Source organism: Pseudomonas sp. RGM2987 (assembly GCF_022952855.1).
Classification (GTDB): Bacteria; Pseudomonadota; Gammaproteobacteria; order Pseudomonadales; family Pseudomonadaceae; genus Aquipseudomonas.
In genome coordinates, this window is record NZ_JALJDX010000220.1 from 146578 (window position 1) to 173059 (window position 26482).

Here is a 26482-nt window from a genome sequence, read left to right on the forward strand (position 1 = left end):
TGCCGTGCCGCTTTAATAAATCCTTTTAGATTCATGGGGTTGTATTTAGGTAGGTGGCCTTGCACGGGGAATCTGTTTCATCGCTGAGACAAGGCGCTCGATGGCAAGCGAGACGGCTGCGGTCGAGGGCTCTGGATCCATGCTTTGGGAGGGTGTTTCAGCTGCCTTACAGTCTTGCTGACAATCGGTTGAAGCCGCTTTGGATCCGGGGTCTGCGCCTAAAGGCTGTTTCAGGCATGAAACAGATGCCCGGGATTCGGGAGATGAAGTTCCGCGTCGGGGTCAGGTATCCAACAGTTGGGAAACAGCGACAAACACCCGGTCCCGGCGTTGCGTCCAGTTACCTTCGATGACCTCGTAGGGCTGCCCGTGATGGGCCAGCCAAGCCTCGATGGCGTCGAAAAACACTTTGCGTTGCGCCAGGTCCGGTTGGCAGCGCAAACCATCGCCCGTCCACTCCACTTGCTCGGGGCTCAGCAGCAGATGCAAGTCGTAATGGCGCGACAACAAGGCCGGTTCGAGCCAGCTCGGGCAGTCGCCGAACAGGGTCTGGCTCCAGAGGATGTTGCTCAGCAGGTGAGTGTCGAGGATCAGCAGGCCCGGCCGGCGGGCACGGGCCGTGTCTTCCCAGGCCAGTTGCCCGGTTGCGATGTCGGTGATGTCAGCCAGGCAGGTATCGCGCAGGTTCTGTTCCATGAAATGGCGAACGTATTCATCGACCCGCAAACCACCAAAGTGCGCCTGCAACTGCGCTGCCAGCCAACTCTTGCCGCTGGATTCGGGGCCGGTCAATACCAGCACTTTCATGAGCCCAGGGCCGGATCGAGGCGCCATACCAGCCCGATCGGCCAGCCCCAGGGGTTCTGCTTGACGGTCAACCAGACAGCGATCACGCCGAGGGCTGCGGCAAACAGTTCAAGCCCGGACATGGTGGTTCCTTGGGAAGTGGGAGAGGGCGGCGATTGTAAACGGGTTGGCGGGGGCAGCTCCAACTTCAATGTTCGGATGTGCTGCTGAAGCATACCAACCCTCTGTGGGAGTCAGCGCCGACAGAGAGGCATCACTCAAACCCGAAACTGCTTGAGCAACCCATTCAACTGTTCGCTCAGCGCCTTGAGACGAGTGCTCGCCAGGCTCGATTGCTCGGCCGCCAGGGCCGTGCTGTGGGACAGGCCGGCGGCCTGGGTGACGTTCTGGTTGATGTCTTCCACCACGTGGGCCTGTTGCAGGGTGGCGCTGGCAATGGACGCGTTCAGGCTGTTGAGGTTGCGCAGGGCCTGGCCGATGGCGTTGAGGCTGGCGCCTGCCAGGCCGGCCTGCTCGATGGTCAGTTGCGAAGCACGGCTGCTGTCGCTGATGACTTTCACCGCGGCTTCGGAATGGTTTTGCAGGCGTTCGATCATCGCCTGGATTTCAGCGGTGGACTTCTGGGTGCGCTGGGCCAGCAGCCGTACTTCATCGGCCACCACCGCAAAGCCACGGCCCTGTTCCCCGGCACGGGCCGCTTCGATCGCGGCGTTCAGGGCCAGCAGGTTGGTCTGCTCGGCAATCGAGCGGATCACCTCCAGGACGCTGCCGATCTGCGTGCTTTCGCTCGCCAGGGTGCGGATCACTTCCACTGCCTGGTCGATGGTCTGGGAGAGTCGGTCGATCTGCTGCAAGCTGCCATCGATGTTGACCTGGCCCTGTTGGGCCTGGGATTCGGCGTCGCGCATTTCGCTGGCGGCGTGCTCGGCGTTCTTCGCTACATCCTGTACGCCATAGGTCACTTCGTTGATGGCCGTAGCGACCAGTTCCATCTGTTGCGACTGCTGCTGGCTGCGTTCCTGGGCCTGGGTGGCGTCGTTGCCCAATTCGTTGGAGGACTGCCCCAGCGCACTGGCCGAGTCCTGCAACTGGCCGACCACCTGGCGCAGCTTGGCGGTGAAAGCGTTGAAGTGCCGCGCCAACTGGGTGACTTCGTCCTGGCCGTGGGTGTCGAGGGTGCGGGTCAGGTCGCTTTCGCCGCTGGCGATGTTGGCCATGGCGTTAACGGTCTCCTGCAATGGCCGCACGATACTGCGCACGATCAGCGTCAGCAGCAGGGCCATGACCAGGGTGATCGCCAGGCCAATCAGCGAAGCCTTGATCAATTGGGTCTGGAATTCAGCCTGCACGTCATCTATGTAGACCCCTGAGCCAATGACCCAGCCCCATGGCTCAAACAATTTGACGTAGGAGGTCTTGCCCACCGGCGCCTCGGCGCCTGGCTTGGGCCAGAGGTAGTCCACCATCCCCGCGCCCTTGGACTTGGCAATGGCAACCATCTCGTTGAACAGCGCAAAACCGTTCGGGTCGCGGATCGCCGAGAGGTTCTGGCCTTCCAGTTTCGGGTTGGTCGGGTGCATGACCATGACGGGTGTCAGGTCGTTGATCCAGAAATAGTCGGTGTCGTTGTAGCGCAGGCCGCGCACGGCACTGAGCGCTTGTTTCTGCGCGGCATCGCGGGTCAGGGTGCCGGCCGTTTCCAGGCCATGGTAGTAAGTCAGCACACCACTGGCGGTCTGCACCACATGCTGGGTTTTCTGCACTTTGGCCTGATAAAGGTCATTGTGGATCTGTTTGAGCATCAAGGCGCCCAGCGTGAACAACATCACGATGGCTACGACCAGGATGAGCCACAAGCGTCGGCTGATCGACACACTGCGCAAGCTATTCATACGCTATTACTCCGGTTTTTATTCTTGTCATCGACCGCCATGGGCGCTGTTGCATCCTGCTGGCGCGCCCGACCCACCTCAGGCATAACGCGGCAGCGTTATCAGGGCTTGTCTGATAGGATTTCGGCCCCGCAGCGCAAAACCTGAGCGCAAGTTGATTGTTTCATTGGTTTTTTTAGACCCGTCACAGTTATCGTGCGGCCCGCTGCGTGCACTTGCAAAATACTTGAACATGACGAGACCTGCATAGAAAGCTCGTTTTTGGGGGATGAATGGATTTGTGGACGGCCTTTCAGGCACTGATTCTTGGCGTGGTAGAGGGCTTGACGGAGTTTCTGCCGATTTCAAGCACAGGGCACCAGATCATCGTCGCCGACTTGCTTGGGTTCGGTGGCGAGCGCGCGATGGCATTCAATATCATCATTCAGTTGGGCGCCATTCTGGCGGTGATCTGGGAGTTTCGGCGCAAGATCTTTGACGTGGTACTGGGCTTGCCCACTCAACCCAGCGCCCGGCGCTTCACCGTCAATCTGTTGATCGCCTTCCTGCCTGCGGTGGTACTGGGCGTATTGCTGGCCGACTGGATTCACCATTACCTGTTCAACCCGATCACCGTGGCCGCGGCGCTGGTGATCGGTGGCTTCGTGATGCTCTGGGCGGAAAAACGCCAGCATCAGGTGCACGCCGAAACGGTGGACGACATCACCTGGAAAGAAGCCCTGAAGGTCGGCCTGGCCCAGTGCCTGGCGATGATCCCCGGCACCTCCCGTTCCGGCTCGACGATTATCGGCGGCTTGCTGTTCGGGCTGTCGCGCAAGACCGCGACCGAGTTTTCGTTCTTCCTGGCAATGCCGACCATGGTCGGCGCTGCGGTCTATTCCGGCTACAAGTACCGCGAGCTGTTCGTCCCGGCGGACTTCCCGGTATTCGCCATCGGCTTCGTCACCGCGTTCATTTTCGCGATGATCGCGGTCAAGGGCCTGTTGCGTTTCATCGCCAGTCACAGCTACGCAGTGTTTGCCTGGTACCGGATCGCTTTCGGCCTGCTGATCCTGGCGACCTGGCAATTTGGCTGGGTCGACTGGACCGCCGCCAAGCCATGAACGATTCAGGCCGGCGCAGAGGCACCGTGCGCAACACCGACGGCACTGTGCAGAACCCGCGGCTGAAGCTGATGGTGTTTGTGCTGTTGTGTGCCTTGCCACTGACCGGTTCGCTGTTGCTCGGTCTACGGGCAGTATCGTGGGTGCCGATGGTGGCTTATGGCATCGTCAGCGCGGTGGCGTTCCTGCTGTACTGGAATGACAAGCGTAAGGCCCGTGCCGACGCTTGGCGCACCCCGGAGAACGTCTTGCACGCGGTGGAGCTGGCGGGCGGCTGGCCTGGGGCACTGCTGGCCCAGCAAGTGTTTCGCCACAAGACCCGCAAGGTGTCGTTTCAGATGGTGTTCTGGTTCATTGTGCTGCTGCACCAAGTGTTCTGGATCGACCAGTTGTTCCTCGGACGCCTGCTGGCCTTGTTCTAGATCAGCAGGCCGACCTGCGTGCGCTTGGGCAATTTGCTCACCACCAGTTGGTGGGAGCGTTGCAGCAGGCCACGCAGCTCCTCGGCGCCCAGCGGATAGGGCACCTGCATGATGATCCATTGGGCCCGCGCCAGATAAGGCGCCGGATGAATGCCGGGACGGTCGCAATGGCCGAGAAACAGATCCTTGTCGACCTTGAACGCCAGTGAGTCCCCGCGCAGGCCCTGAAGGGCAAACATCTTGTTGCCGGCGATGGAAAACACCCGCACGCCACCCCACTTGTAATCTTCCCGGGCCCCGGGCAAGGCCAGGCAAAACTGCGCGACCTGCTCTTCGCTCAAACTCATAACGTCCTGTCTCCACAGTGATTGAATGCTGCCACCAGATGGTCGATCCATGCCCTGACCGCCGGCAACACGCCTCGACGGTGCGGATATACCGCTTGCAGCCAGCCATCGGGCAATGCCCACCCTGGCAATAACTCCACTAACGTGCCGTCCTGCAATTGCTGCTCACAGTACATGGTTGGCAGCAGCGTGAAGCCCAGGCCGGCGAGGGCGCAGGCGCGGCGAACGATGAAATCGTCGATGCCCAGGCGTGCTTCCAGCGCCATCTCGACACTTTGCCCATCGCCTTGGAGCAGCCGCAAGTGCACCAGGCGATCAGCTTCCAGTGCTCCGAGTACCGGTAGCTGCCTGAGATCCGCGGGCGTTTCGATCCGTCGCCCTTCGACGAATGCCGGGCTGGCCACCATGATCAGCCGTGCCTGGCGCAGGCGCCGGGTCATCAGCAGTGGGTCTTCATCGCCGACGTCGCGCACCCGCAACGCGACATCGATGCCCTCGCTGATCAGGTCCACGCGGCGATTGAGCAGGATCATCTCCAACTGAACCTGGGGATATTTCTCCAGGAAACTGGCGACCAACCCGGCCAACACTTCATGGGCCAGGCCTACCGGGCTTGAGACCCGAAGCCGGCCGCGCGGCGCGCTGGACATGCTCGCCACCGCCTCGGCAGCCATGTCCGCCTCCAGCAACATCGCCTGGCAATGGCGCAAATAACGTTCGCCCACTGCAGTCAGTTTCAACTGCCGGGTGGTGCGTTGCAGCAGGCGGGCGTCCAGGCGTTCTTCCAGCTCGGCGATGCGCCGCGACAGCCGCGACTTGGGAATGCCCAGCGCACGCCCGGCCGCCGCGAAACCGCCGGCCTCGACGACTTTGGCGAAGTAGTACAGATCGTTGAGGTCTTGCATGGCTGGGCTCGATTGTCCTGTCAGTGGGACGAACTATCGCATTTTTACCGACTTATCGGCCATTGGTTTCATCGATAGGATTGTCCGCAATTGATCGCCTGGTTGCGATCCTCACTTGGAGAGCACTTTTATGAAACTCTTGCACATCGATTCCAGCATCCTTGGCGACAACTCCGCTTCCCGCCAATTGAGCCGTGAAGTGGTGGAAGCCTGGAAAGCCGCCGAGCCACAAACCGTGGTGACCTACCGCGACCTAGCCGCCGACGCCATCAGCCATTTCTCCGCCCAGACCCTGGTTGCCGCCGGCACCCGTGCGGAACTGCGCGACGCTGCCCTGCAACACGAGGCTGAGCTCAGCACCGCGACGATGGCCGAATTCCAGGCCGCCGACGCGATTGTCATCGCCGCACCCATGTACAACTTCAGCATTCCGACCCAGCTCAAGGCATGGATTGACCGCATCGCGGTGGCCGGCCAGACCTTTCGCTACACCGAAGCCGGCTTTGAAGGCTTGTGCGGTGGCAAGAAGCTGGTGATCGTCTCCACCGCCGGCGGCCTGCATGCCGGCCAGCCGAGCGGCGTGGGCCATGAGGATTACCTGAAGGTGATGTTCGGTTTTCTCGGCATCACTGACATTGAGTTCGTCCGCGCCGAAGGGCTGGCCAAGGGTGACGAAATGCGCGCCAAAGGCATGAACGAAGCCAAGGCGCAGATCGGCGAACAGTTCGCCGCTGCGTAAGGCTTGGGTAAAAAAACACGCGCTGGGGGCAACCTTCGCAAAACCCTGTACTCTGATCGTCATTGGATGGTCAGGGTGCAGGGTTTTTCTGCGTCTGGCGTTGGGCTTCTGGCGCAGGTTATGCAGGCCAGGGCTGTGAGTCGCTGGCGTGCCGCCAAGCGGTGAAAGTGGAAAGTGCGATGATACGTCTTGGTGCAGCCATACTGCTTTGCCTGTTCGGCAGCCTGGCTTCGGTGCAGGCCGCGCCTGGGTTGCGTGCGCATTGGAGCGCGGGTTTCCATGAGCTGGTTTTTCTCGATCCGCTGGATCAACAGCCGATGCACGCCATCGCTTTCTATCCTTCCACCGATGCGGAGCAATCCAGCCCGCTGGGTGGCTACCAGATCGACGCTGCGCCCGACGCCAGGATCGCCATCGGCCGCTTCCCCCTGCTGATGCTGTCCCATGGCAACACCGGTACCCCACTGGCCCTGCATGACCTGGCCACGTCACTGGCGCGCAAGGGTTTCGTGGTGGTGGCGGTGATTCATCCCGGCGATAACGCCCAGGATCACAGCCGGCTCGGCACTCTTAGCAACCTGTATGGGCGACCGATCCAGATTTCCCAGGCGATCACCGCGACGCTGAACGACCCGATGCTGGCGCCGTTCGTCGATGCCGGGCAGGTCGGGGTGATTGGCTATTCCGCCGGTGGCGAGACTGCGCTGATTCTGTCCGGAGCCACGCCGGATCTCAATCGGCTGCGGCGTTATTGCCAGGAGCGGCCGGACGACCGTGATGCCTGCAACACCCAGGGCGAGCTGATCGCCGACCGCGACGACCTGCAACCTGAGGCCGATCCCAGGGTCCGGGCCTTGTTGCTGATGGCACCGTTGAGCCTGAAGTTCGGCCGTCATACCCTGGCCGATGTGCATGTGCCGGTGCTGCTCTACAGCGGCGACGGTGACAAGCTGGTGGCTTTCGACAAGAACGCCGCGGCATTGGCCCGCAAGCTGCCCATTGCTCCGGACTTCAAGACCCTGGTCGGCGCCGGGCACTTTGTATTCCTGGCGCCGTGCACCGACGAGCAGATCGCCGCGATGCCGGCGCTGTGCACCGATGCCGACGGGGTCGATCGCAAGGACATCCACCGCACGATGATCACCGAGGCCGACCGTTTCTTCACTCAGGCCTTGGGCAAGCCAAGCCGGGCCGGGATGAGGACCGCCGATCAGTAATCGGCTTTTACCGCGCGGCGACGCAGCAGCAGGGTCAGGCCCAGTCCGGTAATGGACAGCAATGCGGCGCAGAAAAAGATCGACGAATAGCCCATGTTCAAGGCAACCGCGCCCATCAGGGGGCCGGCTATCGCCAGCGCCAGGTCGAAGAACACCGCATAGGCGCTCAAGCCTGCGCCTTGGCTGGTGTTTGGCACCTGCTTGATGGCTTCGACGCCAAGCGCCGGGTACACCAGGGACAGCCCGAAGCCGGCCAGCCCGGCCCCGACCAGGGCGAAGGCGGTGCTCGGTGCAACCCAGAGCAACACCAGCCCCAGGGTTTCGATGCTCATGCAGGCGATGGCCGAGTTGAATCCGCCGAAGCGGGCAATGCTGGAAATGAACGCTAGCCGCGCCAGGATGAAGCAGATGCCGAAGACCGTCAGGCACCAGGCGGCGCCGGTCCAGCCGCGGCTGGCATAAAACAGGGTGATGAATGTCGTGAGCGTGCCGTAGCCGATCGAGGCCAGGCTCAGGCCGGCTCCGTACGGTGCAATGCGCCCGAACACCGCCCAGAAGGGCAGCCGCTCACCGCGGATGACCGGTACCGATGGCTTGTTGCGGATCAGCAACAGCGCCGCGCCGCCCAGCAATGACAAGACAATGCCCAGGCTGGCGAACCCCAGCGCTTGCACCATCACCACTCCCAGCGGGGCGCCAATGGCGATGGCGCCGTACGAGGCGATGCCATTCCAGGAAATCGAGCGCGCCGTATGTTCCACCCCAACTTGGCCCATGCACCAACTGATGGTGCCCACGCCAATCAGCCCCTGGGCCACACCCAGCAGCAAGCGCCCGGCAATCAGAATCAACAGGCTGGTCAATGGCAGGCTCTGTAATAGCGTAGAGAGCAACGTCAGCGCGCCGCTGAGCACAATCCCCGACAAGCCATAGACAATCGCCCGCTTGGTGCCGACGCTGTCTGACAGCCGCCCGGCCATGGGGCGGCTGAGCAGTGTGGCCAGGTATTGCGAACCGATGGTCAACCCGGCCACCACCGCGCTGAAGCCCAGCTGCTCATGCACATAGCCCGGCAGTACGGCAATCGGCAGGCCGATGCAGAGAAACGCGATAAAGGTGTAGAAGACGATGGAGACGATCTGCAAGGTGATCGACAGTGAACTGGGGGCGGCAGGCTGCGTGGGCATGAGGCTCGTTCGCGGGCGGCGGTAAGAGAGCTTCATCATGGCGCGAGGCGGGGATAAAAGAAAGCAGGCTAACTAAATGGGTATGCGTAAGTGGTTTCAATTTGTGCTGGATGTCAGGGTCTCATCGCGAGCAGGCTCGCTCCCACGGTGGGCGAGGGGGCTACAAGTTCTCGGTACACCACAGAATCCTGTGGGAGCGGGCTTGCTCGCGAATGCTGTAAGTCAGAAAAGGAGATGTCGGCTGACCGGGCCCCTTCGCGCAAGCCCGCTCCCACATTGGTTAAGGTGGCGTCTACAAGGTCCGGTGCACCACAAACCCCTGTGGGAGCGAGCCTGCTCGCGATAGCGGTGGGTCAGTGGTGGGGATGTCGACTGGCACAACCCCATCGCGAGCAAGCTTTGCTCCCACATCTACGGTTCTGTAGACATATGAATGCAAAAAGCCCCGTCACCAGGGACAGGGCTTTAACTTGCAGCTTGCCGCTTTAAAACATCACACCCTGACTGCGCAGGTAGTCATCATAGGTGCCGCTGAAGTCCACCACGCCATCGGCGCTCAATTCGATGATGCGGGTGGCCAGGGACGATACGAACTCACGGTCGTGGCTGACGAAGATCAGGGTGCCGGGGTAGTTTTCCAGCGCCAGGTTCAAGGCCTCGATGGATTCCATGTCCAGGTGGTTGGTCGGTTCGTCCATCACCAGGACGTTCGGCTTCTGCAGGATCAGTTTGCCAAACAGCATGCGTCCCTGTTCACCACCGGAGATGACCTTGACCGACTTGAGGATCTCGTCGTTGGAAAACAGCATGCGACCCAGGGTGCCACGGATCATCTGTTCGCCTTGGGTCCATTGGCCCATCCAGTCGAACAGGCTGACGTCGTCTTCGAAGTCATGGGCATGGTCCTGGGCGTAGTAGCCCAGCTCCGCGCTTTCGGTCCACTTCACCGAACCTGCGTCCGGGGTTAGCTCGCCCATCAGGGTGCGCAGCAGAGTGGTCTTGCCGATGCCGTTGGGGCCGATGATCGCCACGCGCTCGCCGGCCTCGACGGTGAAGCTGAAGTTCTTGAACAGGGTCTTGCCGTCGAAGCCCTTGGACATGCGCTCGATGGTCACCGCCTGGCGATGCAGCTTCTTGGTCTGTTCGAAGCGGATGAACGGGCTAACGCGGCTCGACGGCTTGACCTCGGCCAGCTGGATCTTGTCGATCTGCTTGGCACGGGATGTCGCCTGCTTGGCTTTGGAGGCGTTGGCCGAGAAGCGGCTGACGAAGGTCTGCAGTTCGGCGATCTGGGCCTTTTTCTTGGCGTTGTCCGACAGCAACTGCTCGCGGGATTGGGTGGCCGCGATCATGTATTCGTCGTAGTTGCCCGGGAACAGGCGCAGCTCGCCGTAGTCCAGGTCGGCCATGTGGGTGCAGACACTGTTGAGGAAGTGCCGGTCGTGGGAAATGATGATCATGGTGCTGTTACGCGCCGTGAGAATGTTTTCCAGCCAGCGAATGGTGTTGATGTCCAGGTGGTTGGTCGGTTCGTCGAGCAACAGCACTTCCGGATTGGAGAACAGTGCCTGGGCCAGCAATACCCGCAGTTTCCAGCCTGGAGCGACTTCGGTCATCGGGCCGAAATGTTGCTCCAGGGGAATACCCAGGCCCAGCAGCAACTCGCCGGCACGGGATTCGGCGGTGTAGCCGTCCATCTCGGCGAACTCGGTTTCCAGCTCGGCGACGGCCATGCCGTCTTCTTCGGTCATTTCCGGCAACGAGTAGATGCGATCTCGCTCGGCCTTGACCTTCCACAGCTCTTCATGACCCATGATGACGGTGTCGATCACGGTGAACTGCTCGTAGGCGAACTGATCCTGGCGCAGCTTGCCCAGGCGCACGTTCGGCTCGAGCATCACCTGGCCGCCGGATGGCTCGAGGTCGCCGCCGAGGATTTTCATGAAGGTCGACTTGCCGCAACCGTTGGCGCCGATCAGGCCATAGCGGTTGCCCGCGCCAAACTTGACCGAGACGTTTTCGAACAGCGGCTTGGCGCCGAACTGCATCGTGATGTTAGCTGTAGAGATCAAAGGTTTATCCTGCGGAACATTCAGAGTAGCTAAGGGTGCGGCAGTACCTGTTCAGTACCTGTTTGCGCAACTACCGGCCGTGCAAAGGCGTCGCGGTCGCAAGCGCAAGGGTCCATCCGGCATAAGAGGACAGCTGCATACGGAGCGCCTGGTCCGGGTAGACGTGCGCCGAAACCGGGTGAGCGGTGTCGGCCAAAGGGGGCGCGCAAAGTTTGGCGGCGATTGTACTGATCTGGCCGCCTTAACGATAGGGTGTTGCCCGCGCAAGACAGTTTTTCACAAGTCTGGGATAACCCTCGGTTACAAAATGTGGCTAAATTGCCATCTCACCCGATGCCATCTTCCTTGCCGCTGGGTTGGCCGAAGAGGGCAGCCTGTTCACTCCTGCTTGGTGACGGACTCCGTGAAACTCATCATTGTCGCGCTCTACATCGTTTCCATTGCTTATGTGCACCTGCGCGGTCGCGTGCGGCATAAGCTCGGTCGCCAGTTGAGCGATCACTCCTCGTTTCTCGCGCCGATCAACTGCCTGCTGTACCTGTGCTCGAAACTGCCCAACCGGGCGTTCCTGCGTCCGGAGGATTTCCCCGACCTGAGCCCGTTGCAGGCGCACTGGGAAGAAATCCGTGCCGAAGGCCAGGATCTGCTGCGGGCAGGGGAGATCAAACGCTCCAATCAGTACGACGACGTGGGCTTCAACTCGTTCTTCAAGACCGGTTGGAAGCGTTTCTACCTGAAGTGGTACGGCGACAGCCATCCATCGGCCATGAAGTTGTGCCCGCGCACTACGGAGCTGGTGCAGAGCATCGGTTCGATCAAGGCGGCGATGTTCGCCGAGTTGCCGTCGGGATCGAAACTGGTGCGCCACCGCGACCCCTATGCCGGGTCCTATCGCTATCACCTGGGCCTGGAGACGCCCAACGACGCCGGCTGCTACATCAATGTCGACGGTGAGCAATACCATTGGCGCGATGGCGAGGCGGTGGTGTTTGACGAGACATTCATTCACTACGCCGAAAACAAGACGCCGCATAACCGCATCATTTTGTTCTGCGACATCGAGCGCCCGATGAAGTATCGCTGGGCCACCGCGTTCAACCGCTGGTTCAGCCGTACCGTGATGGCCGCCGCCGGCGCGCCCAACGATGCCGGTGACAAGACCGGTGGCTTGAACCGGGCGTTTTCCCGCCTGTACAAGATCCGCTTGCAAGGCAAGGCCCTGAAAAAGCGTAATCGCAAGCTGTACTACGTGCAGAAATGGGCGTTCTTCGGTGGGTTGCTGGCGATTTTTGTCTGGATCTGAGCACGATCTTTCTACAACACAGACCCTTGTGGCGAGGGAGCTTGCTCCCGCTGGGCTGCGAAGCGGCCCCAAAAAAGCTTGCGAGCGCTGCGCACTCGAGCGGGAGCAAGCTCCCTCGCCACAGGTTTGGCTACTGCCAGGTGATCGGTGCTTATCCTTTAGGCGCTTGCGCCCCCAACTGCTCCCACATCCTGGTCGTGATCCGCTGACGGTGGCTGTAGCCCTCCCATGGATCGGCTTTCAACCCCCTGGCCCGTTCCAACGCGGTGTTGATGTCCCACTGCTGGGCATTACGCAGGCCATCCAGTTCGGCCCGGGCAATCGGGACCGAGACCGGCAGGCCAGGCCGGGCGCGGACCGAGTAGGCGGTCACGGTGCTGGCGCCGCGGGCATTGCGCAGGTAATCGACGAAGATTTTCCCGACCCGGTTCTTCGGCCCCATGGTGGCAGTAATCTGTTGGGGCATCTGGCGGGCCAGGAACTGCGAGATGGCCTTGGCGAATGCCTTGGTCGTGTCCCAGTGTTCACTGCGCGCCAGCGGTACGATCACATGCATGCCTTTGCCGCCGCTGGTCTTGAGGAAACCCTGTAACCCCAGTTCGTCGAGCAGTGACAAGGTCATGCGAGTCGCTTCGAGCATGGCACTCCAAGGCAGCGAGGGATCGGGGTCGAGGTCCAGGACAAACAGGTCCGGCGTTTCGATCCGCTCATGGGTGGCGGTCCAGGTGTGCAGTTCGACGCTGCCCATCTGTGCGGCGCTGACCAGCGATTGCACACTGTCGATTTCCATCAGCGCGGCATGCCCCGGGTCCAGTTGTGGGCTCAATTGCTTGATGTGGGGAATGTCCAGGCGGTCAGCGTGCTTCTGGAAAAATTGCTCCTCGCCGATCCCGTCCGGTGCGCGCAACAAGGCAACGGGCCGTTGGTGCAGATAGGGCAGGATCCACGGCGCGATGTCGGCGTAATACTGGGCCAGCTCGACTTTCTGCACGCCGCTGACGCTGTCGATCACGCGCTCGGGATGGGTAATCGTCACGCCTGCGATCCCTACGGTTTTTTTCCTGATGCGCCTGGCGCTCGACTTCAGGGTCCTGGTCGGCACGGGATGCTCGTGCACCACTTTCGCTGCCGGCATATCGGCCAGCAGCTCTATGAAGCTCGCCTGACGTACCAGGCCGCTGCTGCTCCATTCGGTGAACTCCACCTCACAGACCTGGGCAGGCTCAACCCACTGCACATCTCGCTCCTGGGCACCGCTGAGGGGTTTGACCAGCGGTGAGTTGACGCGCAGCTGCGCGCTCAGTTGCGCGTGCAGCGCCTTGATCTGAGCCTGAGTGAAACCTGCGCTGACCCTGCCGGCATATTCCAGACCCGACGGCGCGTTGACCGCCAACAGTAACGCGCCGAAGCCGTTGCGCCTGCTCGCGGGCCGGGTAAACCCGACGATGACGAAAGCCTGGCGCAGCCGACACTTGAGATCGACCCAATCGCTGCTGCGCTGCGACACATAAGGACTGCCCAGGCGTTTGCCCACCACGCCGTCCAGGGCCAGGGCGCTGGCACTTTCGAGGATCTCGTCTTCGCTGGCGCAGAACGCTTCGGAATACCTCAGCCGCTTGCTGGCATTATTCCTCAGGACCTTTTTCAGCGCCGCGCGACGCTCCTCCACCGGCGTCTGCCGCAAATCCACACCGTTGAGAAACGGCGCATCGAACAGCACATAGACCATGTCCACGGTGCGACCGATCTCGAATTCGTCGCGCAGGGCAACCGGGTCGGACTGGCCGGCGTCATCCAGCAGGATCAGGTCGCCGTCCAGCCAACTGTCGCCCAGGCCCAGTTCGGCCAGGGCGTCGGCGTGCAGTGGCAGGCGTTCGGTCCAATCCTGATGCTCGCTGCTGAACAAGCGCACGTCGCCTTGCTCGATGCGGGCGAGCAAGCGGTAACCGTCGAATTTCACCTCATAGCGCCACTCGCCGCTGGGCGGCTGCTCCACCGGCGTCGCCAGTTGTGGCAGCAGGCGCTCGGGGAGCCGGTTTTTTTGACTTTTACGGCTGTGGTTTGGTTTTTCATCCTGAACAGCATTGGAAACGCGGGCAGATTCATGCTCGGCCTTGGCCATGACAGATTCCCTTGTGTTGCTGGCATCCTGAGTTTAGCCCCGAGAGGCCTTGGTGGCTTTTTTTGCGGGCGTGGATTTGCTGGTCTTCGCGGGTTTTGCAGCGGTTTTCTCGACGGCCTTGCCCGATGCCTTGCCTTTACTGCCCAGGCTGCGTTTGAGCAACTCGGTAAGGTCGATGACATCGGCAGTTTTGCGCTGGTCTTCGCCCGGATCGGTTTCCACCGCTTCGAGTCGGCCTTCGTTGGCCTTCTTCTCCACCAGTTCCATGATCTTTTCCTGGAAACTGTCGCGATATTCCTCCGGCGACCAATCGGCGCTCATGTCCTGTACCAAACGTTTGGCCATTTCCAGCTCACCCTTGGCAAGGGTCGGGTTGGTGACTTCATCGCCCAGTTCGAGGATATCCAGTTCACGCACTTCCGCCGGCCAGCGCAGCATCACCAGCACCAGCGCGGATTCCAAAGGCATGAGGGCCGCCAGGTGCTGACGGGTATGCAGCACCACCAGGGCCAGCGCCACCTTGTTGGTCTTGACCAGGGTTTCACGCAGCAGGGCATAGACTTTGCCGCCACGTTTGTCGGGCGCCAGGAAGTAGGGCGTGTCGATGTTTTGCAGCGGGATCTTTTCGCTGTCGACGAAGGAAAAGATATCGATGGTCTGGGTGGACTTAGGGTGGGCGGAGCGGATTTCCTCTTCGTTGAGCAGTACGTACTGGCCTTTCTGGTACTCGACGCCCTTGACGATGTCTTCCTTGGTCACTTCCTTGCCGGTCACTTTGTTGACCCGCTTATAGCCCACCGGGTCCATGCTGCGCTTGTCCAACCAATCGAAATCCACCCCTTGGGAAGAAGTGGCCGATACCAGCGCCACGGGAATGTGGACCAGCCCGAAACTGATTGCGCCTTTCCAGATTGCCCGTGCCATGGTGGTGTTTTTCCTTGCCGATGGGTGTCTCTCTGGTGACCTCCCGCCTTTGAAGAAAGTTTCCGCCGTGCGCCGGTTGGCTCATTGCCTAAACGGCCGTTTAGAGACCCTTCGTTACATCTTTGCCCGGACATTTCTCTTAACAACGGCGAACCTGCGGCGTAGCGTGTTTTCGATATGCCTGAAACCAAGAGGTGCTCGAATGTACAGGCTGATGCTGGCCATCACGACGTTACTACTGGCGGCAGCCGTTCAGGCTGCTCCGCCGCCTGGCGCCCCGATGCAGATAGCGCAAAACCTGCCGGGCAACAGTAATCCCTACAACAGCCCGACGCGACGGGCCAATCCCAACAGCATGCAGGGCACCCGGCCGAACGTGCCAATGATCCACAACAACCCGACGGTGCCGGTGCCACGCCCACCCACCCTGGAAAACGGCGGGATCGGCAACGGTTATCCAAGGTCCGGCCCGGCGCCGGGTTCGCCGCGGCCCACCATCGAATCACCGACGCCGCCCAGGAGCCCACAGAACAACAACCGCTAGGTTTTCTCTATTTTTACCCCCACAGAAGGAAGTGTGCATGTTGCGTAAAACACTCCTGGCCGCCTTTTGCGCCAGCGCTGTCCTGACCCTTGCCACGCCGGTCTCTGCCGCCCAAACCCGACAGCTCAAGAGCGAAGAAGGCACCATCGAGCTGACAACCGTGGTCAAGGGGCTTGAACACCCTTGGTCGATCGCCTTCCTGCCGGGGCAGGGCATGCTGGTTACCGAACGGCCGGGCAACCTGCGGGTAGTCAGTCCCGGCGGGAAGCTGTCCGAGCCGTTGGGCGGCGTACCGCAGGTTTGGGCCAAGGGCCAGGGCGGGCTACTGGACGTGGTGTTGTCACCGGACTTCAAGCAGGACCGCACCGTTTACCTGTCGTACGCCGAGGCTGGCGCGGATGGTAAGGCCGGCACGGCTGTGGGGCGCGGGCAACTGTCCGAAGACTTGAAAACCCTGAACAACTTCAACGTGATCTTCCGCCAGCAGCCCAAGCTGTCGACGGGCAACCACTTCGGTTCGCGGCTGGTTTTCGACCGGGACGGCTATCTGTTCATCACCCTGGGAGAAAACAACGACCGGCCAACCGCCCAGGACCTGGACAAGCTGCAAGGCAAGATCGTGCGCATCTACCCCGACGGCAAGGTGCCGGATGACAACCCCTTTGTCGGGCAGAAAAACGTCCGGTCCGAGATCTGGTCCTACGGCATCCGCAACCCCCAGGGCGCGGCGCTCAACCCCTGGAACGGGACGTTATGGGAGAACGAGCATGGGCCAAAGGGCGGCGACGAGTTGAACCTCATCGAACGCGGCCAGAACTATGGCTGGCCCTTGGCGACCCATGGCGACAACTACTCCGGCGCCCCTATTCCCGAAGCCCAGGGCAAGACCGTCGAAGGCACGGTCGGCCCGCTGCATGTCTGGCAAGTGTCGCCTGGGCTCAGCGGCATGGCGTTCTATGACAGCGACCGCTTCAAGGCCTGGCAACGCAACGTATTCATCGGTGCGTTGGCATCCAAGGAACTGATCCGCCTGGAATTCGATGGCGACAAGGTCGTCCATGAAGAACGCCTGCTTGGTGAACTTGGCGAACGAGTGCGCGACGTGCGGCAGGGACCGGATGGTTACCTGTATGTGCTGACGGATGAGGACAGCGGGGCGTTGTACAAAGTGGGGCTTAAATGATCTATCCATAGCCACTGATATCCCTACGAATCCTGTGGAGCGAGCCTGCTCGCGATGGCGGTGCATCAGGCACATTGATGCAAGTCGCGCCGGCCCTATCGCGAGCAGGCTCCCACAATGGGGGTGGGTACAACCGTAGAGAGTTGGTCGGCTGCCAGGCCGCCTTCGCGGGCAAGCCCGCTCCCACAGGGACCAAGTACAACGGGAAGCGCCAGGTCAGCCATGAGACCGCCTTGCTTTGCTTTGCTTTGCTTCTGATCTTGATCTTGATCTTGATCTTGATCTTGATCTTGATCTTGATCTTGATCTTGATCTTGGGCGCCCCGTTAACCACAAGGGCCGAACGCAGGCATTGCGCAGTGGGCATCCCGGCATGGATGCCGGGATAGCCGCGCTGGACCATGGATGGTCCTTCGCGGCGGGCCCACGGAGCAATGCCGGAGTGAGGGAACACCGAGCGTAAGCGAGGTGCCCAGTGGTGGGGTAAGAGCGTTTTGCTTACTTTTGCGCTTCTCAAAAGTAAGCCGCCGTCAGGGCGGAACCCTAAGTGGCCGTTACCGCAGCAATGGATATACACACGAAAATCCAGGTCGACTACCAGGCCGCTATCGCGAGCAAGCTTTGCTCCCACAGGCTTCCCCCAAGACACATAGCCCACAACCACGATGCCATTGACTTGCCCCCAACCCCGAGCTAATTTCCAGCCATGACTTTGACCGTATTGCGCAGCCAGCCAAGCATTATTACCGCCATTCCTTATATGGCGGGCTAGCTGACGGCTGCACCCAACCCGCCCTGGAGGCGGGTTTTTTCTTTCTGTCTCCCGGGCTCCGCCCAAACCCGGAGACTGCCATGACCGTTACCCCCGCCGAACAAGCCTTGCTGGAACACTACGTCAAGAAAATCCTCGCCGCGCCGGTGTACGAACTGGCCGTGCGCACACCGCTGCAAGCGGCGCCCGCGCTGTCCGAGACCCTGGGCAACCGGATCCTGCTCAAGCGCGAAGACCTACAACCGACCTTTTCTTTCAAGATCCGCGGCGCCTACAACAAACTGGTACAGCTGACGCCGGAGCAGCGGGCCCGGGGCGTCATTACCGCATCGGCCGGCAATCATGCTCAAGGCGTAGCGCTGGCGGCGCGGGAACTGGGGATCTCGGCGAGCATCGTGATGCCCACGACCACCCCGCAATTGAAGGTGCTGGGCGTGCGCAACCGAGGCGCCGAAGCGCTGCTGCACGGCGAGAGCTTCCCGTTCGCCCTGGCATACGCGCTGGAGCTGGCACGACGGAGCGGACGGGAGTTCGTTTCGCCGTTCGATGATCCCGAGGTGATCGCCGGGCAGGGCACCGTTGCCATGGAAATCCTGCGTCAGCACCAGGGCCGACTTGACGCGATATTCGTTCCGGTGGGTGGTGGTGGCCTGATCGCCGGAATCGCTGCCTATGTGAAGTACCTGCGTCCCGAAATACGCATCATCGGCGTCGAGTCGCAACACTCCGCTTGCCTGCAAGCGGCGCTGGTGGCTGGTGAGCGGGTCTCCTTGCCCGGGGTCGGTACCTTTGCCGACGGCGTGGCGGTGGCGCAGATCGGCGCCCATGGCTTCGAGGTCTGTCGCTTTTGTGTGGATGAGGTGCTGACCGTGAGCGACGATCAACTCTGCGCGGCGATCAAGGACATCTACGATGACACGCGCTCGATCACCGAGCCGTCGGGCGCGCTGGCGGTCGCCGGGATCAAACAATACGTGGCGAGAACCGGCGTGCACGGCCAGGTACTGGTGGCGATTGATTCGGGCGCCAATATCAACTTCGAGAGTTTGCGCCATGTAGCCGAACGGGCAGCCGTGGAGGCCTTGTGAGTTTTTTACAGTGCGTCACACTTTTTTCGAGGCAGGCGACGGGTGCCCGGTGCGCCGCACGCAATAAGGACTACTCTAGGTTGGCGGCGACGGCTCAAGTCCATGCACATTGCATGAGAAAACCACCGCTTCCATGCAATTTGCACGAGCGATTCGCCACGCCACGAAGCTAAGTCATTGATTTGCATCAATCAATAATGTCCACGCTACAGGCATATTTTTTGCGGGATGATTAGGGAGTTCGCTTCACGGGGCTCAATTATTCGAAACGCCAAGAACGAACGAACGGCATGGCATTCGTAGTCCCAGTCCGCAGGGAAGAAACGGACGAAAATACCGCCGTCGTAAACATAAGTTGGCCGCCTCAACAGGAGAGAGTTGCCATGTTTTTATCTGCCCTCGAAATGCGAAACATCATTGAAAGCAGTTTGCTGCCCAAGCGCTCGCAATGCACCTTGTCACCTGACCTGTCGATGACGGTCAAGATCTACGACGATCATGAAACCGATCGCGTGGCCTTGATCAAAACCGACATCGATGCCAAGAAGCTCACCGGTTGCCGGGCCATCAACGACCTGATCGCCGAGCTGCGTACCGAGCTTGATCATGGCCACGCCACAGGCCACCAGTTCCATCCGCAACATCATCGTATGACCGGGCGTTAATAGCGGCCTTGCCCGGGTATCCTGACGCTGGGTCGGTCATTGTCCGAACCCGGCGTCCAGTTTTTCGATTCGCCTCCAATCAGTCCAATTGCTGCCGATAGGGCAGGTCTGGCCCGGTTTTTCCGCACGTCAGGGCCGCTGCGCCCATGGCGAAGTCGAGCATGGCGCTGATCTGTTCGCGGGTCAGGGTGTGCAACCCTTCGACAGAATCGAGTCCCTGTTCCGTCAGCCAGGTAATCAATGCCGCCTGAAAGGTGTCGCCTGCACCCACGGTGTCGGCGATCTTCACCGGACGGGCCGCCAGCGACCAGCTACCGTGTTGGCGGCTGAATACCGTCGCCCCTTGGCCGCCCCGCGTCAGGAACACCAGCTGGCAGCGGTGTTCCAACCATCCCTCAATGACCGCCTTGGGATCGAGTTCGGGATAGAGCAGGCCCAGGTCTTCGTCGCTGACCTTGATCAGGTCGGCATATTGCACCAGTGTCGCGATCCGCGAGCGCCATAGCTCGATGTCCGGCTGCGGGTTGAGCCGCACGTTGGGGTCCAGGCTGATCAGGCGCCGGCCGCTTTCACGTTGAACCAAGGCCAGCAAAGTGTCGGCAATCGGCTGCACCACCAGGGAGAACGAGCCGAAATGCAGGCCGCGTACCTCCGGGCCCAGTATCGGCAGATGTTCCAGGCTCAGTTGCCGGTCAGCGCAACCTTCGCCACGAAAGTTGTAGTGGGGCGAGCCATTGGCGCCAACGGCCACCATCGCCAGGGTCGTCGGCGCCTCGAAATCCAGCAAGTACCGGTCACTGACACCTTCATCAAGTAGCACCTTGTGTAGCCGCCGACCAAGGTAGTCGGTGGACAGCCCGGCGAACAACGCCGAATCGACGCCCAGGCGACGCAGCCCCACGGCGACGTTGAACGGCGAGCCGCCGGCAATCGCCTTGAAGTTCACTTGCGAGGCCGGGCCCTGCGCTTCGTTTTCGCTGAAAAAATCAAACAGTGCCTCACCACACACCAGATACATAGTTGCTTGCTCTCACAGGGTTGCGACGTGCTGTCGATAACGTTCATAAGCGGTTTGCGATGCCGCGACATTTTGGGCCAACGGCCGGGTTTCGCTGGCCGGGTCGAGCTTGACGCAGCGCTCGCACAGGTCGGCCAGGCCGAGGGACGACCCTGAATGGCACCAGGCCGCCTGAATCGCTGCCCCAAGGGCCGCCGCTTCGCTTTGTTCGGTACAGATCACCGTGGTATCCATGATATCGGCGACAATCTGTCGCCACACCGCGCTTTTCGAGCCGCCACCGATCAGGCGGATGCTGTGGGCTTGCAGCCCGTTGGCCCGCAGCAGGTCCAGGCCATAGCGCAAGCCGAAGGTCGTGCCTTCGACCACCGCACGGCACAGGTTGGCCCGGGTCAGGTTGGTGGTGGTCAGCCCCAGCAGGCTACCCGTGGCATGGGGCAGGGCGGGGACGCGCTCGCCGTTGAGAAATGGCAGCATGCTCACGCCGTCAGCGCCGATGGGGGCCTCGGCCACCAAGGTATTGAAGGTTTCGATGTCCAGCGCCAGCAGCTCGCGGATCGCTCCGGTCGCGTTGGTCAGGTTCATGGTGCAGATCAGCGGCAGCCAGCCACCGCTGGAGGAGCAGAAGGTCGCCACCGACGGTTGCGGGCTGACCGCAGGCTCGGCGGAGTAGGCGTAGACCGTGCCGGAGGAACCGAGGCTCATGGTAATCACGCCGGGCTGGATGTTCCCGGTGCCGATGGCGCCCATCATGTTGTCCCCACCGCCACTGGCCACCACCGCGTTGGGGTTGATGCCCAGGTGCGCCGCGATGGCCGGCAGGATCCGCCCCACCGGTTGATGGGCTTCGATCAATTCCGGCAGCGCCGCGTGCAGACGGCCGCTGGGGTCGATGTGCTGCAGCAGCCGCGTATCCCATTGGCGGGTACGGACGTTGAAATAGCCGGTGCCCGACGCGTCCCCAAACTCCGTGCAGTGGCGTCCGGTGAGCCAATGGTTGAGAAAATCGTGGGGCAACAGGACGCTGGCGACGCGGTCGAACAGTTGCGGATGCTGTTCACGGGTCCACAGCAGCTTGGAGACTGTATAGCCCGGCGCGATGACCACGCCCAGACGCTCCAGGGAGCGGCTTTCGCCGCCCAGGTGCGCCAGCAGCCGGTCATTCTCCGGGGTGGTTTCGGTGTCGCACCAGAGCTTGGCCGGGCGCAGGACCAGCCCTTGTTCGTCGAGCAACACCAGGCCGTGCTGCTGGCCAGAGACGCCGATGCCGAGGATGGCCTGACCATCGACCCCGGCGGCTGCCAATGCCTGGCGGGTCGACTCGGTGAACGCGTCAAGCCACTGCGCGGTGTCTTGTTCGCGGCAGCCGTTGGGGCCGCTGATCATTGTGTGGGCGGCGGCGCCCAGGCCCAGGACCTGACCACTGACGGCATCCAGCACCAGAGCCTTGGTGCCTTGGGTGCCGCAGTCGATGCCCAGGAACAGTTGTTGGTTTGCCATGGAAATCCTCAGGAAATGGGTTTCTGTACACAATGACCGGTCGAATAGAGCCCTTGTGGCGAGGGAGCTTGCTCCCGCTGGGCTGCGAAGCAGACCCAAATGCCTACCCCCCGGTCTGTCAGACTCACCGCGTTGCTTGGTTTGGGGGCTGCTGCCGCAGCCCAGCGGGAGCAAGCTCCCTCGCCACAGAAAGCTCGGCACGCTGGCAGTCTAGCTTGCGTCCGCCAACACCCGCTCCAGCGTGCGCGTGACTCCATGCTCACGCAAGCTGTTGCAGCACCATTCGAATGCTGCCACGAACTCCGGCGAGCGAGGGATGGCGCTGCCGAAAATCTCTTCCACTTCCAGCAGCCGCTGGGTCACCAGTGCATCGTCGGCCACCAGCGCCTGGCAGAACGCTGCCCGTGGGTCAGGGATCGAGTAGCTCACGCCGTTTTCGTCCACGCCCTTGAGGTACACCGCCCAGGCCGCCACCACCAACGCCGCGCGCCGCGTTTCGGCGCCGTCGGCAATCAGGCGGTTGATGGTCGGTACGGTGAACTTGGGAAATTTCGACGAGCCGTCCGAGCAAACCCGCTCCAACTGATCGGCAATCGCCTGGTTGGAAAAACGCTCCACCAGGGTGTTCTTGTAGTCGGTCAGGTCGATGCCAGGCACCGGCGCCAGTTGCGGCGTCACGTCCAGGTCCATGTAGGCACGCATGTAGCGCACGAACAGCGGGTCATTCATCGTTTCATGGACGAAGCGGTAGCCCTTGAGAAAACCGAGGTAGGTCAGGGCCAGATGGCTGCCGTTGAGCAGTTTGATCTTCATCTCTTCGTAGGGCGTCACGTCGGCGGTGAACTGCACGCCGACCTTTTCCCAGGCCGGGCGACCGTTGACGAACTTGTCTTCCAGTACCCATTGCACGAACGGTTCGCAGACCACCGGCCAGGCGTCGTCGATGCCATGTTCGTCATGCAATTGCAGGCGATGGGCGACGCTGGTCATGGGGGTGATGCGGTCGACCATGGCGTTGGGGAAGCTGACGTTGTGGTCGATCCAGTGCGCCAGGTCGGCGTCTCGCAAGGTCGCGAAGGCCAGCAGCGCCTTGCGGGTCACCGCGCCGTTATGGGGAAGGTTATCGCAGGACATCAACGTGAACGCCCGGGTGCCAATGGCCCGGCGTTTGGCCAGGGCGGCGCAGAGGAAACCGAACACGGTCTTCGGCGCGTCCGGGTGGGCCAGGTCGTGTTGGATCTGCGGCAGTTGCGCCATGAACTCGCCGGTGCTGTCGTCGATGCAATAGCCGCCTTCGGTGATCGTCAGCGAGACGATGCGGGTCTGCGGGTCGGCCAGTTTGTCGATCAAAGCCTGGGCGCCGTCTTCAGCCAGCAGCATGTCGTTGATGGCGCCGATCACTCGCACTTCGGTGTCATCGCTATCGCCCAATTCATACAGGGTGAACAGATAGTCCTGACCGGCCAGGTCGTCCCGGGCGCGACGGTCTTCGGCCCGCAGGCCGACGCCACAGATGGCCCAGTCCAGACCTTCGCCGGTGTTCATCAGCGCATCGGTGTAATACGCCTGGTGGGCCCGGTGAAAGCCGCCGACGCCGATGTGGACGATGCCCTGGCGAATATCGCCCAGCGGGTAGGCGGGCAGGGCGATCCCCGGGGTGAGGTTGTGCAGGTTTTGTCGGTTGAGTTTCATCGCAAGTCTCGGCAATCAGGCGGCGGCGCGCAGCGCACGGGTGACCGCTACGCCCTCGGCATCGAATAAATGGCAGTGTTCAGCGTCCAGGTGCAGGTTCAGCTGTTCGCCGAAGCGGCTTGCCAGGTCGCCACGAACGCGCATGGTCAGGGCTTCGCCGGACGCCGTGACGACGTGGCAGAAAGTATCGCTACCCAGTCGCTCGCTGACGTCGGCGGTGACTTGCAGCGTGCAATCGCCCGCTTGCGCCAGGTTCAGGTGTTCCGGACGGATCCCCAGGGTCACCGGGCCACCGACGTTCAGGTTGGCGCCGTTCAACGGCAGATGGATACGGGTGCCAGCATCCAGCAGGACTTCACAGCCCTGGCTGTCCAGCGCGGTGACTTTGCCTTTGAGGAAGCCCATTTTCGGCGTGCCGAGGAATCCGGCGACAAACAGGTTGGCCGGCTGGTGGTACAACTCCAGCGGCGAGCCGACCTGCTCGATGCGCCCGCCGTTGAGCACCACCACCTTGTCGGCCAGGGTCATGGCTTCGACCTGATCGTGGGTCACGTAGATCATGGTCGCCTGCAATTCCTTGTGCAGGCGCGCCAGTTCCAGGCGCATCTGCACCCGCAGCGCGGCGTCCAGGTTGGACAGCGGCTCATCGAACAGGAAGATTTTCGGATTGCGCACGATGGCCCGGCCGATCGCTACCCGTTGGCGCTGGCCGCCGGACAGTTGCTTGGGCTTGCGCTCCAGCATCGGCCCCAGTTCGAGGATGCGCGCCGCCTCATTGACCTTTTTCTCGACCTCAGCCTTGGGCACGCCCGCCAGGTCCAAGGCGAAGGACATGTTCTTGCGCACGCTCATGTGCGGATACAGCGCATAGGTCTGGAACACCATCGCCAGGTCGCGCTTGGCCGGGCTGACTTCGGTGATGTCCCGGCCGTCCAGTTCGATAGTGCCGTCGCTGACTTCTTCCAGGCCGGCGATCAACCGCAGCAGCGTGGATTTGCCACAGCCCGACGGACCGACGAAGACCACGAACTCGCGGTCGTTCACCTCAAGGTCGATGCCCTTGATGATGGAGAAGCCTTCGAAGCCTTTCTGCAGATTCTTGATTTTCAGGTTGGCCATGATGATGGGCTCCACTTCTGATGATTGTGTAGGGCGCGTTATTTCACGGCGCCGAAGGACAAACCGCGCACCAGCTGTTTCTGGCTGATCCAGCCGAAAATCAGGATCGGCGCACAGGCCAGGGTCGAGACGGCGGACAATTTGGCCCAGAACAGACCTTCGGGGCTGGAGTAGGAGGCGATCAGCGCGGTCAGTGGTGCGGCTTTGGAGGAGGTGAGGTTCAGCGACCAGAAGGCCTCGTTCCAGCACAGGATCAGCGACAGCAGGACCGTGGAAGCCAGGCCGCCCTTGGCAATCGGTAGCAGCACCCGGACCATTTCCTGCCACAGCGTGGCGCCATCCAGGCGCGCCGCTTCGAGGATGTCGCGGGGGATGTCCTTGAAGTAGGTGTAAATCATCCAGACCACGATCGGCAGGTTGATCAGCGTGTAGATGACAATCAGTGCCAGGCGCGTGTCCAGCAGGCCGAAACTCTTGGCCAGCAGGTAGATCGGCATCAGCACGCCCACCGGCGGCAGCATCTTGGTGGAGAGCATCCACAGCAGGGTCCGCTTGGTGCGCTGGGTTTCGTAGAACGCCATGGAGTAGGCCGCCGGCACGGCGATCAGCAGGCACAGGGCTGTGGCGCTGAAGGAAATCACCACTGAGTTCCAGGCAAAACTGAAATAGTCGCTGCGTTCGTTGATGTGCAGGTAGTTCTCCAGCGTCGGCGCGAAGATGAACTGCGGCGGCGTGGCGAAGGCATCGATTTCAGTCTTGAAGCTGGTCAGCACCATCCAGAAGATCGGGAAGAAGATCAGGATCGCGATGGCCCAGGCCAGCGTGCCCAGCAGCAGGCTTTGCAGGCGACGGGATTGTTGAAGTGTCATGGCTGCGGCCTCAAGGCTTGTCGGTGAGGTTTTTGCCGATCATCCGCACGAGGATGATGGCGGCGATGTTGGCGATCACCACGGCGATCAGGCCACCGGCCGACGCCATGCCGACGTCGAACTGCACCAGCGCCTGGTTGTAGATCAGGTAGGCCAGGTTGGTCGAGGCGTAGCCGGGGCCACCGTTGGTGGTGGTGAAGATCTCGGCGAACACCGACAGCAGGAAAATCGTCTCGATCATCAGCACCACGGCGATCGGCCGGGCCAGGTGCGGCAGGGTCAGGTGCCAGAAAATCGCGATCGGCCCGGCGCCGTCCAGGCGTGCGGCTTCTTTCTGCTCCTGGTCGAGGGACTGCATGGCGGTCATCAGGATCAGGATCGCGAAGGGCAGCCATTGCCAGCTGACAATGATGATGATCGACAGCAGCGGGTAATGGGCCAGCCAGTCCACCGGTTCGGCACCGAACAGTTTCCACACCGCGGCGAGGATCCCCGAGACCGGATGGAAAATCAGGTTCTTCCAGATCAGCGCGCCCACGGTGGGCATGATGAAGAACGGCGAAATCAGCAGCACGCGAACGATGCCGCGGCCAAAAAACTCACTGGCCTCCAGCAGCGCACTGATCAGCACACCCAGCACGACACTGATCAGCAACACGCTGCCCACCAGCAACAGTGTGTTGGTCGCGCCAGGCATGAACCCTGAGTCCGTCAGAAAATAAGTGAAGTTCTCCAGCCCGACGAATTCGTTTTCACCGGGGTAGAGCAGGTTGTAGCGGATCATCGAGAAGTAGACGGTCATGCCCAGCGGCACGATCATCCACAGCAGCAACAAGGCCACCGAAGGGCTGACCAGGAACCAGCCAGGGTTCGCCAGGCGGATCTTGCGCGCCGACGGCGCCATCTGGATGGGCGCTTTGGCGGTTGTCGTTGAAGTATTCATGGCAATCGTTCACTCGTTAGGCAGCCATTCCCTGTGGCGAGGGAGCTTG

General features: G+C 61.5%; 24 protein-coding genes and 1 pseudogene. 9 read left to right on the top strand and 16 right to left on the bottom strand.

Annotated elements, in window-relative coordinates:
• Positions 1 to 282: 282 nt before the first annotated feature.
• From RGM2987_RS25090 to RGM2987_RS25100, 3 genes and pseudogenes are all read right to left on the bottom strand, one after another.
• Complete coding sequence (locus RGM2987_RS25090) at positions 283 to 807, bottom strand: AAA family ATPase (RefSeq protein ID WP_245145543.1); 525 nt, start codon at positions 805 to 807, stop codon at positions 283 to 285.
• Positions 808 to 833: 26 nt separating this feature from the next.
• Positions 834 to 929, bottom strand: a pseudogene (locus tag RGM2987_RS25095) (nicotinamide mononucleotide transporter); the annotation flags it as partial.
• Positions 930 to 1064: 135 nt separating this feature from the next.
• Complete coding sequence (locus RGM2987_RS25100; protein ID WP_245145544.1) at positions 1065 to 2699, bottom strand: methyl-accepting chemotaxis protein; 1635 nt, start codon at positions 2697 to 2699, stop codon at positions 1065 to 1067.
• Positions 2700 to 2971: 272 nt separating this feature from the next.
• Between RGM2987_RS25100 and RGM2987_RS25105 the strand changes: the two genes are divergently transcribed.
• Together RGM2987_RS25105 and RGM2987_RS25110 are read left to right on the top strand one after the other, a co-directional pair.
• Positions 2972 to 3802, top strand: coding sequence for an undecaprenyl-diphosphate phosphatase (locus RGM2987_RS25105; RefSeq protein ID WP_245145545.1), 831 nt, complete (start codon positions 2972 to 2974; stop codon positions 3800 to 3802).
• Positions 3799 to 4224 (top strand): DUF1294 domain-containing protein, encoded by a 426-nt coding sequence (locus RGM2987_RS25110; protein WP_245145546.1) that lies wholly within the window; start codon positions 3799 to 3801, stop codon positions 4222 to 4224. The genes RGM2987_RS25105 and RGM2987_RS25110 overlap by 4 nt, the downstream gene beginning before the upstream one ends.
• Here the strand turns inward: RGM2987_RS25110 and RGM2987_RS25115 are convergent.
• Complete coding sequence (locus RGM2987_RS25115) at positions 4221 to 4571, bottom strand: MmcQ/YjbR family DNA-binding protein (protein ID WP_245145547.1); 351 nt, start codon at positions 4569 to 4571, stop codon at positions 4221 to 4223. The genes RGM2987_RS25110 and RGM2987_RS25115 overlap by 4 nt on opposite strands.
• Positions 4568 to 5476 carry a LysR substrate-binding domain-containing protein gene (locus tag RGM2987_RS25120; protein ID WP_245145548.1) on the bottom strand — a complete coding sequence of 303 codons (909 nt, stop codon included), beginning with the start codon at positions 5474 to 5476 and terminating at the stop codon, positions 4568 to 4570. Before RGM2987_RS25120 ends, RGM2987_RS25115 begins: the two co-directional genes overlap by 4 nt.
• 130 nt (positions 5477 to 5606) lie before the next feature.
• Here RGM2987_RS25120 and RGM2987_RS25125 point away from each other — a divergent pair, with 130 nt between their 5' ends.
• On the top strand, positions 5607 to 6215 hold the full coding sequence (locus tag RGM2987_RS25125; protein WP_245145549.1) for an FMN-dependent NADH-azoreductase: 609 nt from the start codon (positions 5607 to 5609) through the stop codon (positions 6213 to 6215).
• Between the two features lie 179 nt (positions 6216 to 6394).
• Entirely contained in the window at positions 6395 to 7432 is a 1038-nt protein-coding gene (locus RGM2987_RS25130; RefSeq protein ID WP_245145550.1) for a dienelactone hydrolase, read from the top strand.
• Here the strand turns inward: RGM2987_RS25130 and RGM2987_RS25135 are convergent.
• Together RGM2987_RS25135 and RGM2987_RS25140 are read right to left on the bottom strand one after the other, a co-directional pair.
• Complete coding sequence (locus tag RGM2987_RS25135; protein ID WP_245145551.1) at positions 7426 to 8619, bottom strand: MFS transporter; 1194 nt, start codon at positions 8617 to 8619, stop codon at positions 7426 to 7428. The genes RGM2987_RS25130 and RGM2987_RS25135 overlap by 7 nt on opposite strands.
• Positions 8620 to 9104: 485 nt before the next feature.
• Positions 9105 to 10691 carry an ABC-F family ATPase gene (locus tag RGM2987_RS25140; RefSeq protein WP_245145552.1) on the bottom strand — a complete coding sequence of 529 codons (1587 nt, stop codon included), beginning with the start codon at positions 10689 to 10691 and terminating at the stop codon, positions 9105 to 9107.
• Positions 10692 to 11094: 403 nt separating this feature from the next.
• On the opposite strand from RGM2987_RS25140, the gene lpxO reads away from it, so the two are divergent.
• Positions 11095 to 11994 (top strand): lipid A hydroxylase LpxO, encoded by a 900-nt coding sequence (gene lpxO, locus RGM2987_RS25145; protein WP_245145553.1) that lies wholly within the window; start codon positions 11095 to 11097, stop codon positions 11992 to 11994.
• Positions 11995 to 12145: 151 nt separating this feature from the next.
• Here lpxO and ligD read toward each other — a convergent pair whose 3' ends face one another.
• Together ligD and RGM2987_RS25155 are read right to left on the bottom strand one after the other, a co-directional pair.
• The gene (gene ligD / locus RGM2987_RS25150; RefSeq protein ID WP_245145554.1) at positions 12146 to 14116 is read right to left on the bottom strand and encodes a DNA ligase D; all 1971 of its coding nucleotides are present in this window, start codon (positions 14114 to 14116) and stop codon (positions 12146 to 12148) included.
• Positions 14117 to 14149: 33 nt separating this feature from the next.
• Complete coding sequence (locus RGM2987_RS25155) at positions 14150 to 15040, bottom strand: Ku protein (protein ID WP_245145555.1); 891 nt, start codon at positions 15038 to 15040, stop codon at positions 14150 to 14152.
• Positions 15041 to 15242: 202 nt separating this feature from the next.
• Between RGM2987_RS25155 and RGM2987_RS25160 the strand changes: the two genes are divergently transcribed.
• Both RGM2987_RS25160 and RGM2987_RS25165 read left to right on the top strand, forming a co-directional pair.
• Positions 15243 to 15584 carry a hypothetical protein gene (locus RGM2987_RS25160; RefSeq protein WP_245145556.1) on the top strand — a complete coding sequence of 114 codons (342 nt, stop codon included), beginning with the start codon at positions 15243 to 15245 and terminating at the stop codon, positions 15582 to 15584.
• 37 nt (positions 15585 to 15621) lie between these two features.
• A complete protein-coding gene (locus tag RGM2987_RS25165) occupies positions 15622 to 16767 on the top strand; it encodes a PQQ-dependent sugar dehydrogenase (RefSeq protein ID WP_245145557.1) in 1146 nt (381 codons plus the stop codon).
• 1 nt (position 16768) lies between these two features.
• On the opposite strand, the gene RGM2987_RS25170 is transcribed toward RGM2987_RS25165, so the two are convergent.
• Complete coding sequence (locus RGM2987_RS25170; RefSeq protein ID WP_245145570.1) at positions 16769 to 17170, bottom strand: hypothetical protein; 402 nt, start codon at positions 17168 to 17170, stop codon at positions 16769 to 16771.
• A 449-nt stretch (positions 17171 to 17619) separates the two neighbouring features.
• Here RGM2987_RS25170 and ilvA point away from each other — a divergent pair, with 449 nt between their 5' ends.
• Positions 17620 to 18627, top strand: coding sequence for a threonine ammonia-lyase, biosynthetic (gene ilvA, locus RGM2987_RS25175; protein WP_245145558.1), 1008 nt, complete (start codon positions 17620 to 17622; stop codon positions 18625 to 18627).
• A 383-nt stretch (positions 18628 to 19010) separates the two neighbouring features.
• Positions 19011 to 19292 carry a DUF1652 domain-containing protein gene (locus RGM2987_RS25180; protein WP_245145568.1) on the top strand — a complete coding sequence of 94 codons (282 nt, stop codon included), beginning with the start codon at positions 19011 to 19013 and terminating at the stop codon, positions 19290 to 19292.
• Between the two features lie 79 nt (positions 19293 to 19371).
• On the opposite strand, the gene RGM2987_RS25185 is transcribed toward RGM2987_RS25180, so the two are convergent.
• The 6 genes from RGM2987_RS25185 to RGM2987_RS25210 form a co-directional block, all read right to left on the bottom strand.
• On the bottom strand, positions 19372 to 20310 hold the full coding sequence (locus tag RGM2987_RS25185; protein ID WP_245145559.1) for a carbohydrate kinase: 939 nt from the start codon (positions 20308 to 20310) through the stop codon (positions 19372 to 19374).
• A gap of 12 nt (positions 20311 to 20322) precedes the next feature.
• On the bottom strand, positions 20323 to 21810 hold the full coding sequence (gene xylB / locus RGM2987_RS25190) for a xylulokinase (RefSeq protein ID WP_245145560.1): 1488 nt from the start codon (positions 21808 to 21810) through the stop codon (positions 20323 to 20325).
• A gap of 210 nt (positions 21811 to 22020) precedes the next feature.
• Positions 22021 to 23502: a mannitol dehydrogenase family protein gene (locus RGM2987_RS25195; RefSeq protein ID WP_245145561.1), complete on the bottom strand. Its 1482-nt coding sequence runs from the start codon at positions 23500 to 23502 to the stop codon at positions 22021 to 22023.
• A 15-nt stretch (positions 23503 to 23517) separates the two neighbouring features.
• Complete coding sequence (gene ugpC, locus RGM2987_RS25200; protein WP_245145562.1) at positions 23518 to 24621, bottom strand: sn-glycerol-3-phosphate ABC transporter ATP-binding protein UgpC; 1104 nt, start codon at positions 24619 to 24621, stop codon at positions 23518 to 23520.
• Positions 24622 to 24659: 38 nt separating this feature from the next.
• Complete coding sequence (locus tag RGM2987_RS25205) at positions 24660 to 25490, bottom strand: carbohydrate ABC transporter permease (RefSeq protein ID WP_245145563.1); 831 nt, start codon at positions 25488 to 25490, stop codon at positions 24660 to 24662.
• 10 nt (positions 25491 to 25500) lie between these two features.
• The gene (locus RGM2987_RS25210) at positions 25501 to 26394 is read right to left on the bottom strand and encodes a sugar ABC transporter permease (protein WP_245145569.1); all 894 of its coding nucleotides are present in this window, start codon (positions 26392 to 26394) and stop codon (positions 25501 to 25503) included.
• Between the last annotated feature and the right edge of the window lie 88 nt (positions 26395 to 26482).

Coding starts and splice junctions, on each gene's coding strand:
- RGM2987_RS25090 (WP_245145543.1), bottom strand. CDS start 807: ATGAAAGTGCTGGTATTGACCGGCCCCGAATCCAGCGGCAAGAGTTGG.
- RGM2987_RS25100 (WP_245145544.1), bottom strand. CDS start 2,699: ATGAATAGCTTGCGCAGTGTGTCGATCAGCCGACGCTTGTGGCTCATC.
- RGM2987_RS25105 (WP_245145545.1), top strand. CDS start 2,972: ATGGATTTGTGGACGGCCTTTCAGGCACTGATTCTTGGCGTGGTAGAG.
- RGM2987_RS25110 (WP_245145546.1), top strand. CDS start 3,799: ATGAACGATTCAGGCCGGCGCAGAGGCACCGTGCGCAACACCGACGGC.
- RGM2987_RS25115 (WP_245145547.1), bottom strand. CDS start 4,571: ATGAGTTTGAGCGAAGAGCAGGTCGCGCAGTTTTGCCTGGCCTTGCCC.
- RGM2987_RS25120 (WP_245145548.1), bottom strand. CDS start 5,476: ATGCAAGACCTCAACGATCTGTACTACTTCGCCAAAGTCGTCGAGGCC.
- RGM2987_RS25125 (WP_245145549.1), top strand. CDS start 5,607: ATGAAACTCTTGCACATCGATTCCAGCATCCTTGGCGACAACTCCGCT.
- RGM2987_RS25130 (WP_245145550.1), top strand. CDS start 6,395: ATGATACGTCTTGGTGCAGCCATACTGCTTTGCCTGTTCGGCAGCCTG.
- RGM2987_RS25135 (WP_245145551.1), bottom strand. CDS start 8,619: ATGCCCACGCAGCCTGCCGCCCCCAGTTCACTGTCGATCACCTTGCAG.
- ligD (WP_245145554.1), bottom strand. CDS start 14,116: ATGGCCAAGGCCGAGCATGAATCTGCCCGCGTTTCCAATGCTGTTCAG.
- RGM2987_RS25155 (WP_245145555.1), bottom strand. CDS start 15,040: ATGGCACGGGCAATCTGGAAAGGCGCAATCAGTTTCGGGCTGGTCCAC.
- RGM2987_RS25160 (WP_245145556.1), top strand. CDS start 15,243: ATGTACAGGCTGATGCTGGCCATCACGACGTTACTACTGGCGGCAGCC.
- RGM2987_RS25165 (WP_245145557.1), top strand. CDS start 15,622: ATGTTGCGTAAAACACTCCTGGCCGCCTTTTGCGCCAGCGCTGTCCTG.
- RGM2987_RS25170 (WP_245145570.1), bottom strand. CDS start 17,170: ATGGTCCAGCGCGGCTATCCCGGCATCCATGCCGGGATGCCCACTGCG.
- ilvA (WP_245145558.1), top strand. CDS start 17,620: ATGACCGTTACCCCCGCCGAACAAGCCTTGCTGGAACACTACGTCAAG.
- RGM2987_RS25180 (WP_245145568.1), top strand. CDS start 19,011: ATGTTTTTATCTGCCCTCGAAATGCGAAACATCATTGAAAGCAGTTTG.
- RGM2987_RS25185 (WP_245145559.1), bottom strand. CDS start 20,310: ATGTATCTGGTGTGTGGTGAGGCACTGTTTGATTTTTTCAGCGAAAAC.
- xylB (WP_245145560.1), bottom strand. CDS start 21,810: ATGGCAAACCAACAACTGTTCCTGGGCATCGACTGCGGCACCCAAGGC.
- RGM2987_RS25195 (WP_245145561.1), bottom strand. CDS start 23,502: ATGAAACTCAACCGACAAAACCTGCACAACCTCACCCCGGGGATCGCC.
- ugpC (WP_245145562.1), bottom strand. CDS start 24,621: ATGGCCAACCTGAAAATCAAGAATCTGCAGAAAGGCTTCGAAGGCTTC.
- RGM2987_RS25205 (WP_245145563.1), bottom strand. CDS start 25,490: ATGACACTTCAACAATCCCGTCGCCTGCAAAGCCTGCTGCTGGGCACG.
- RGM2987_RS25210 (WP_245145569.1), bottom strand. CDS start 26,394: ATGGCGCCGTCGGCGCGCAAGATCCGCCTGGCGAACCCTGGCTGGTTC.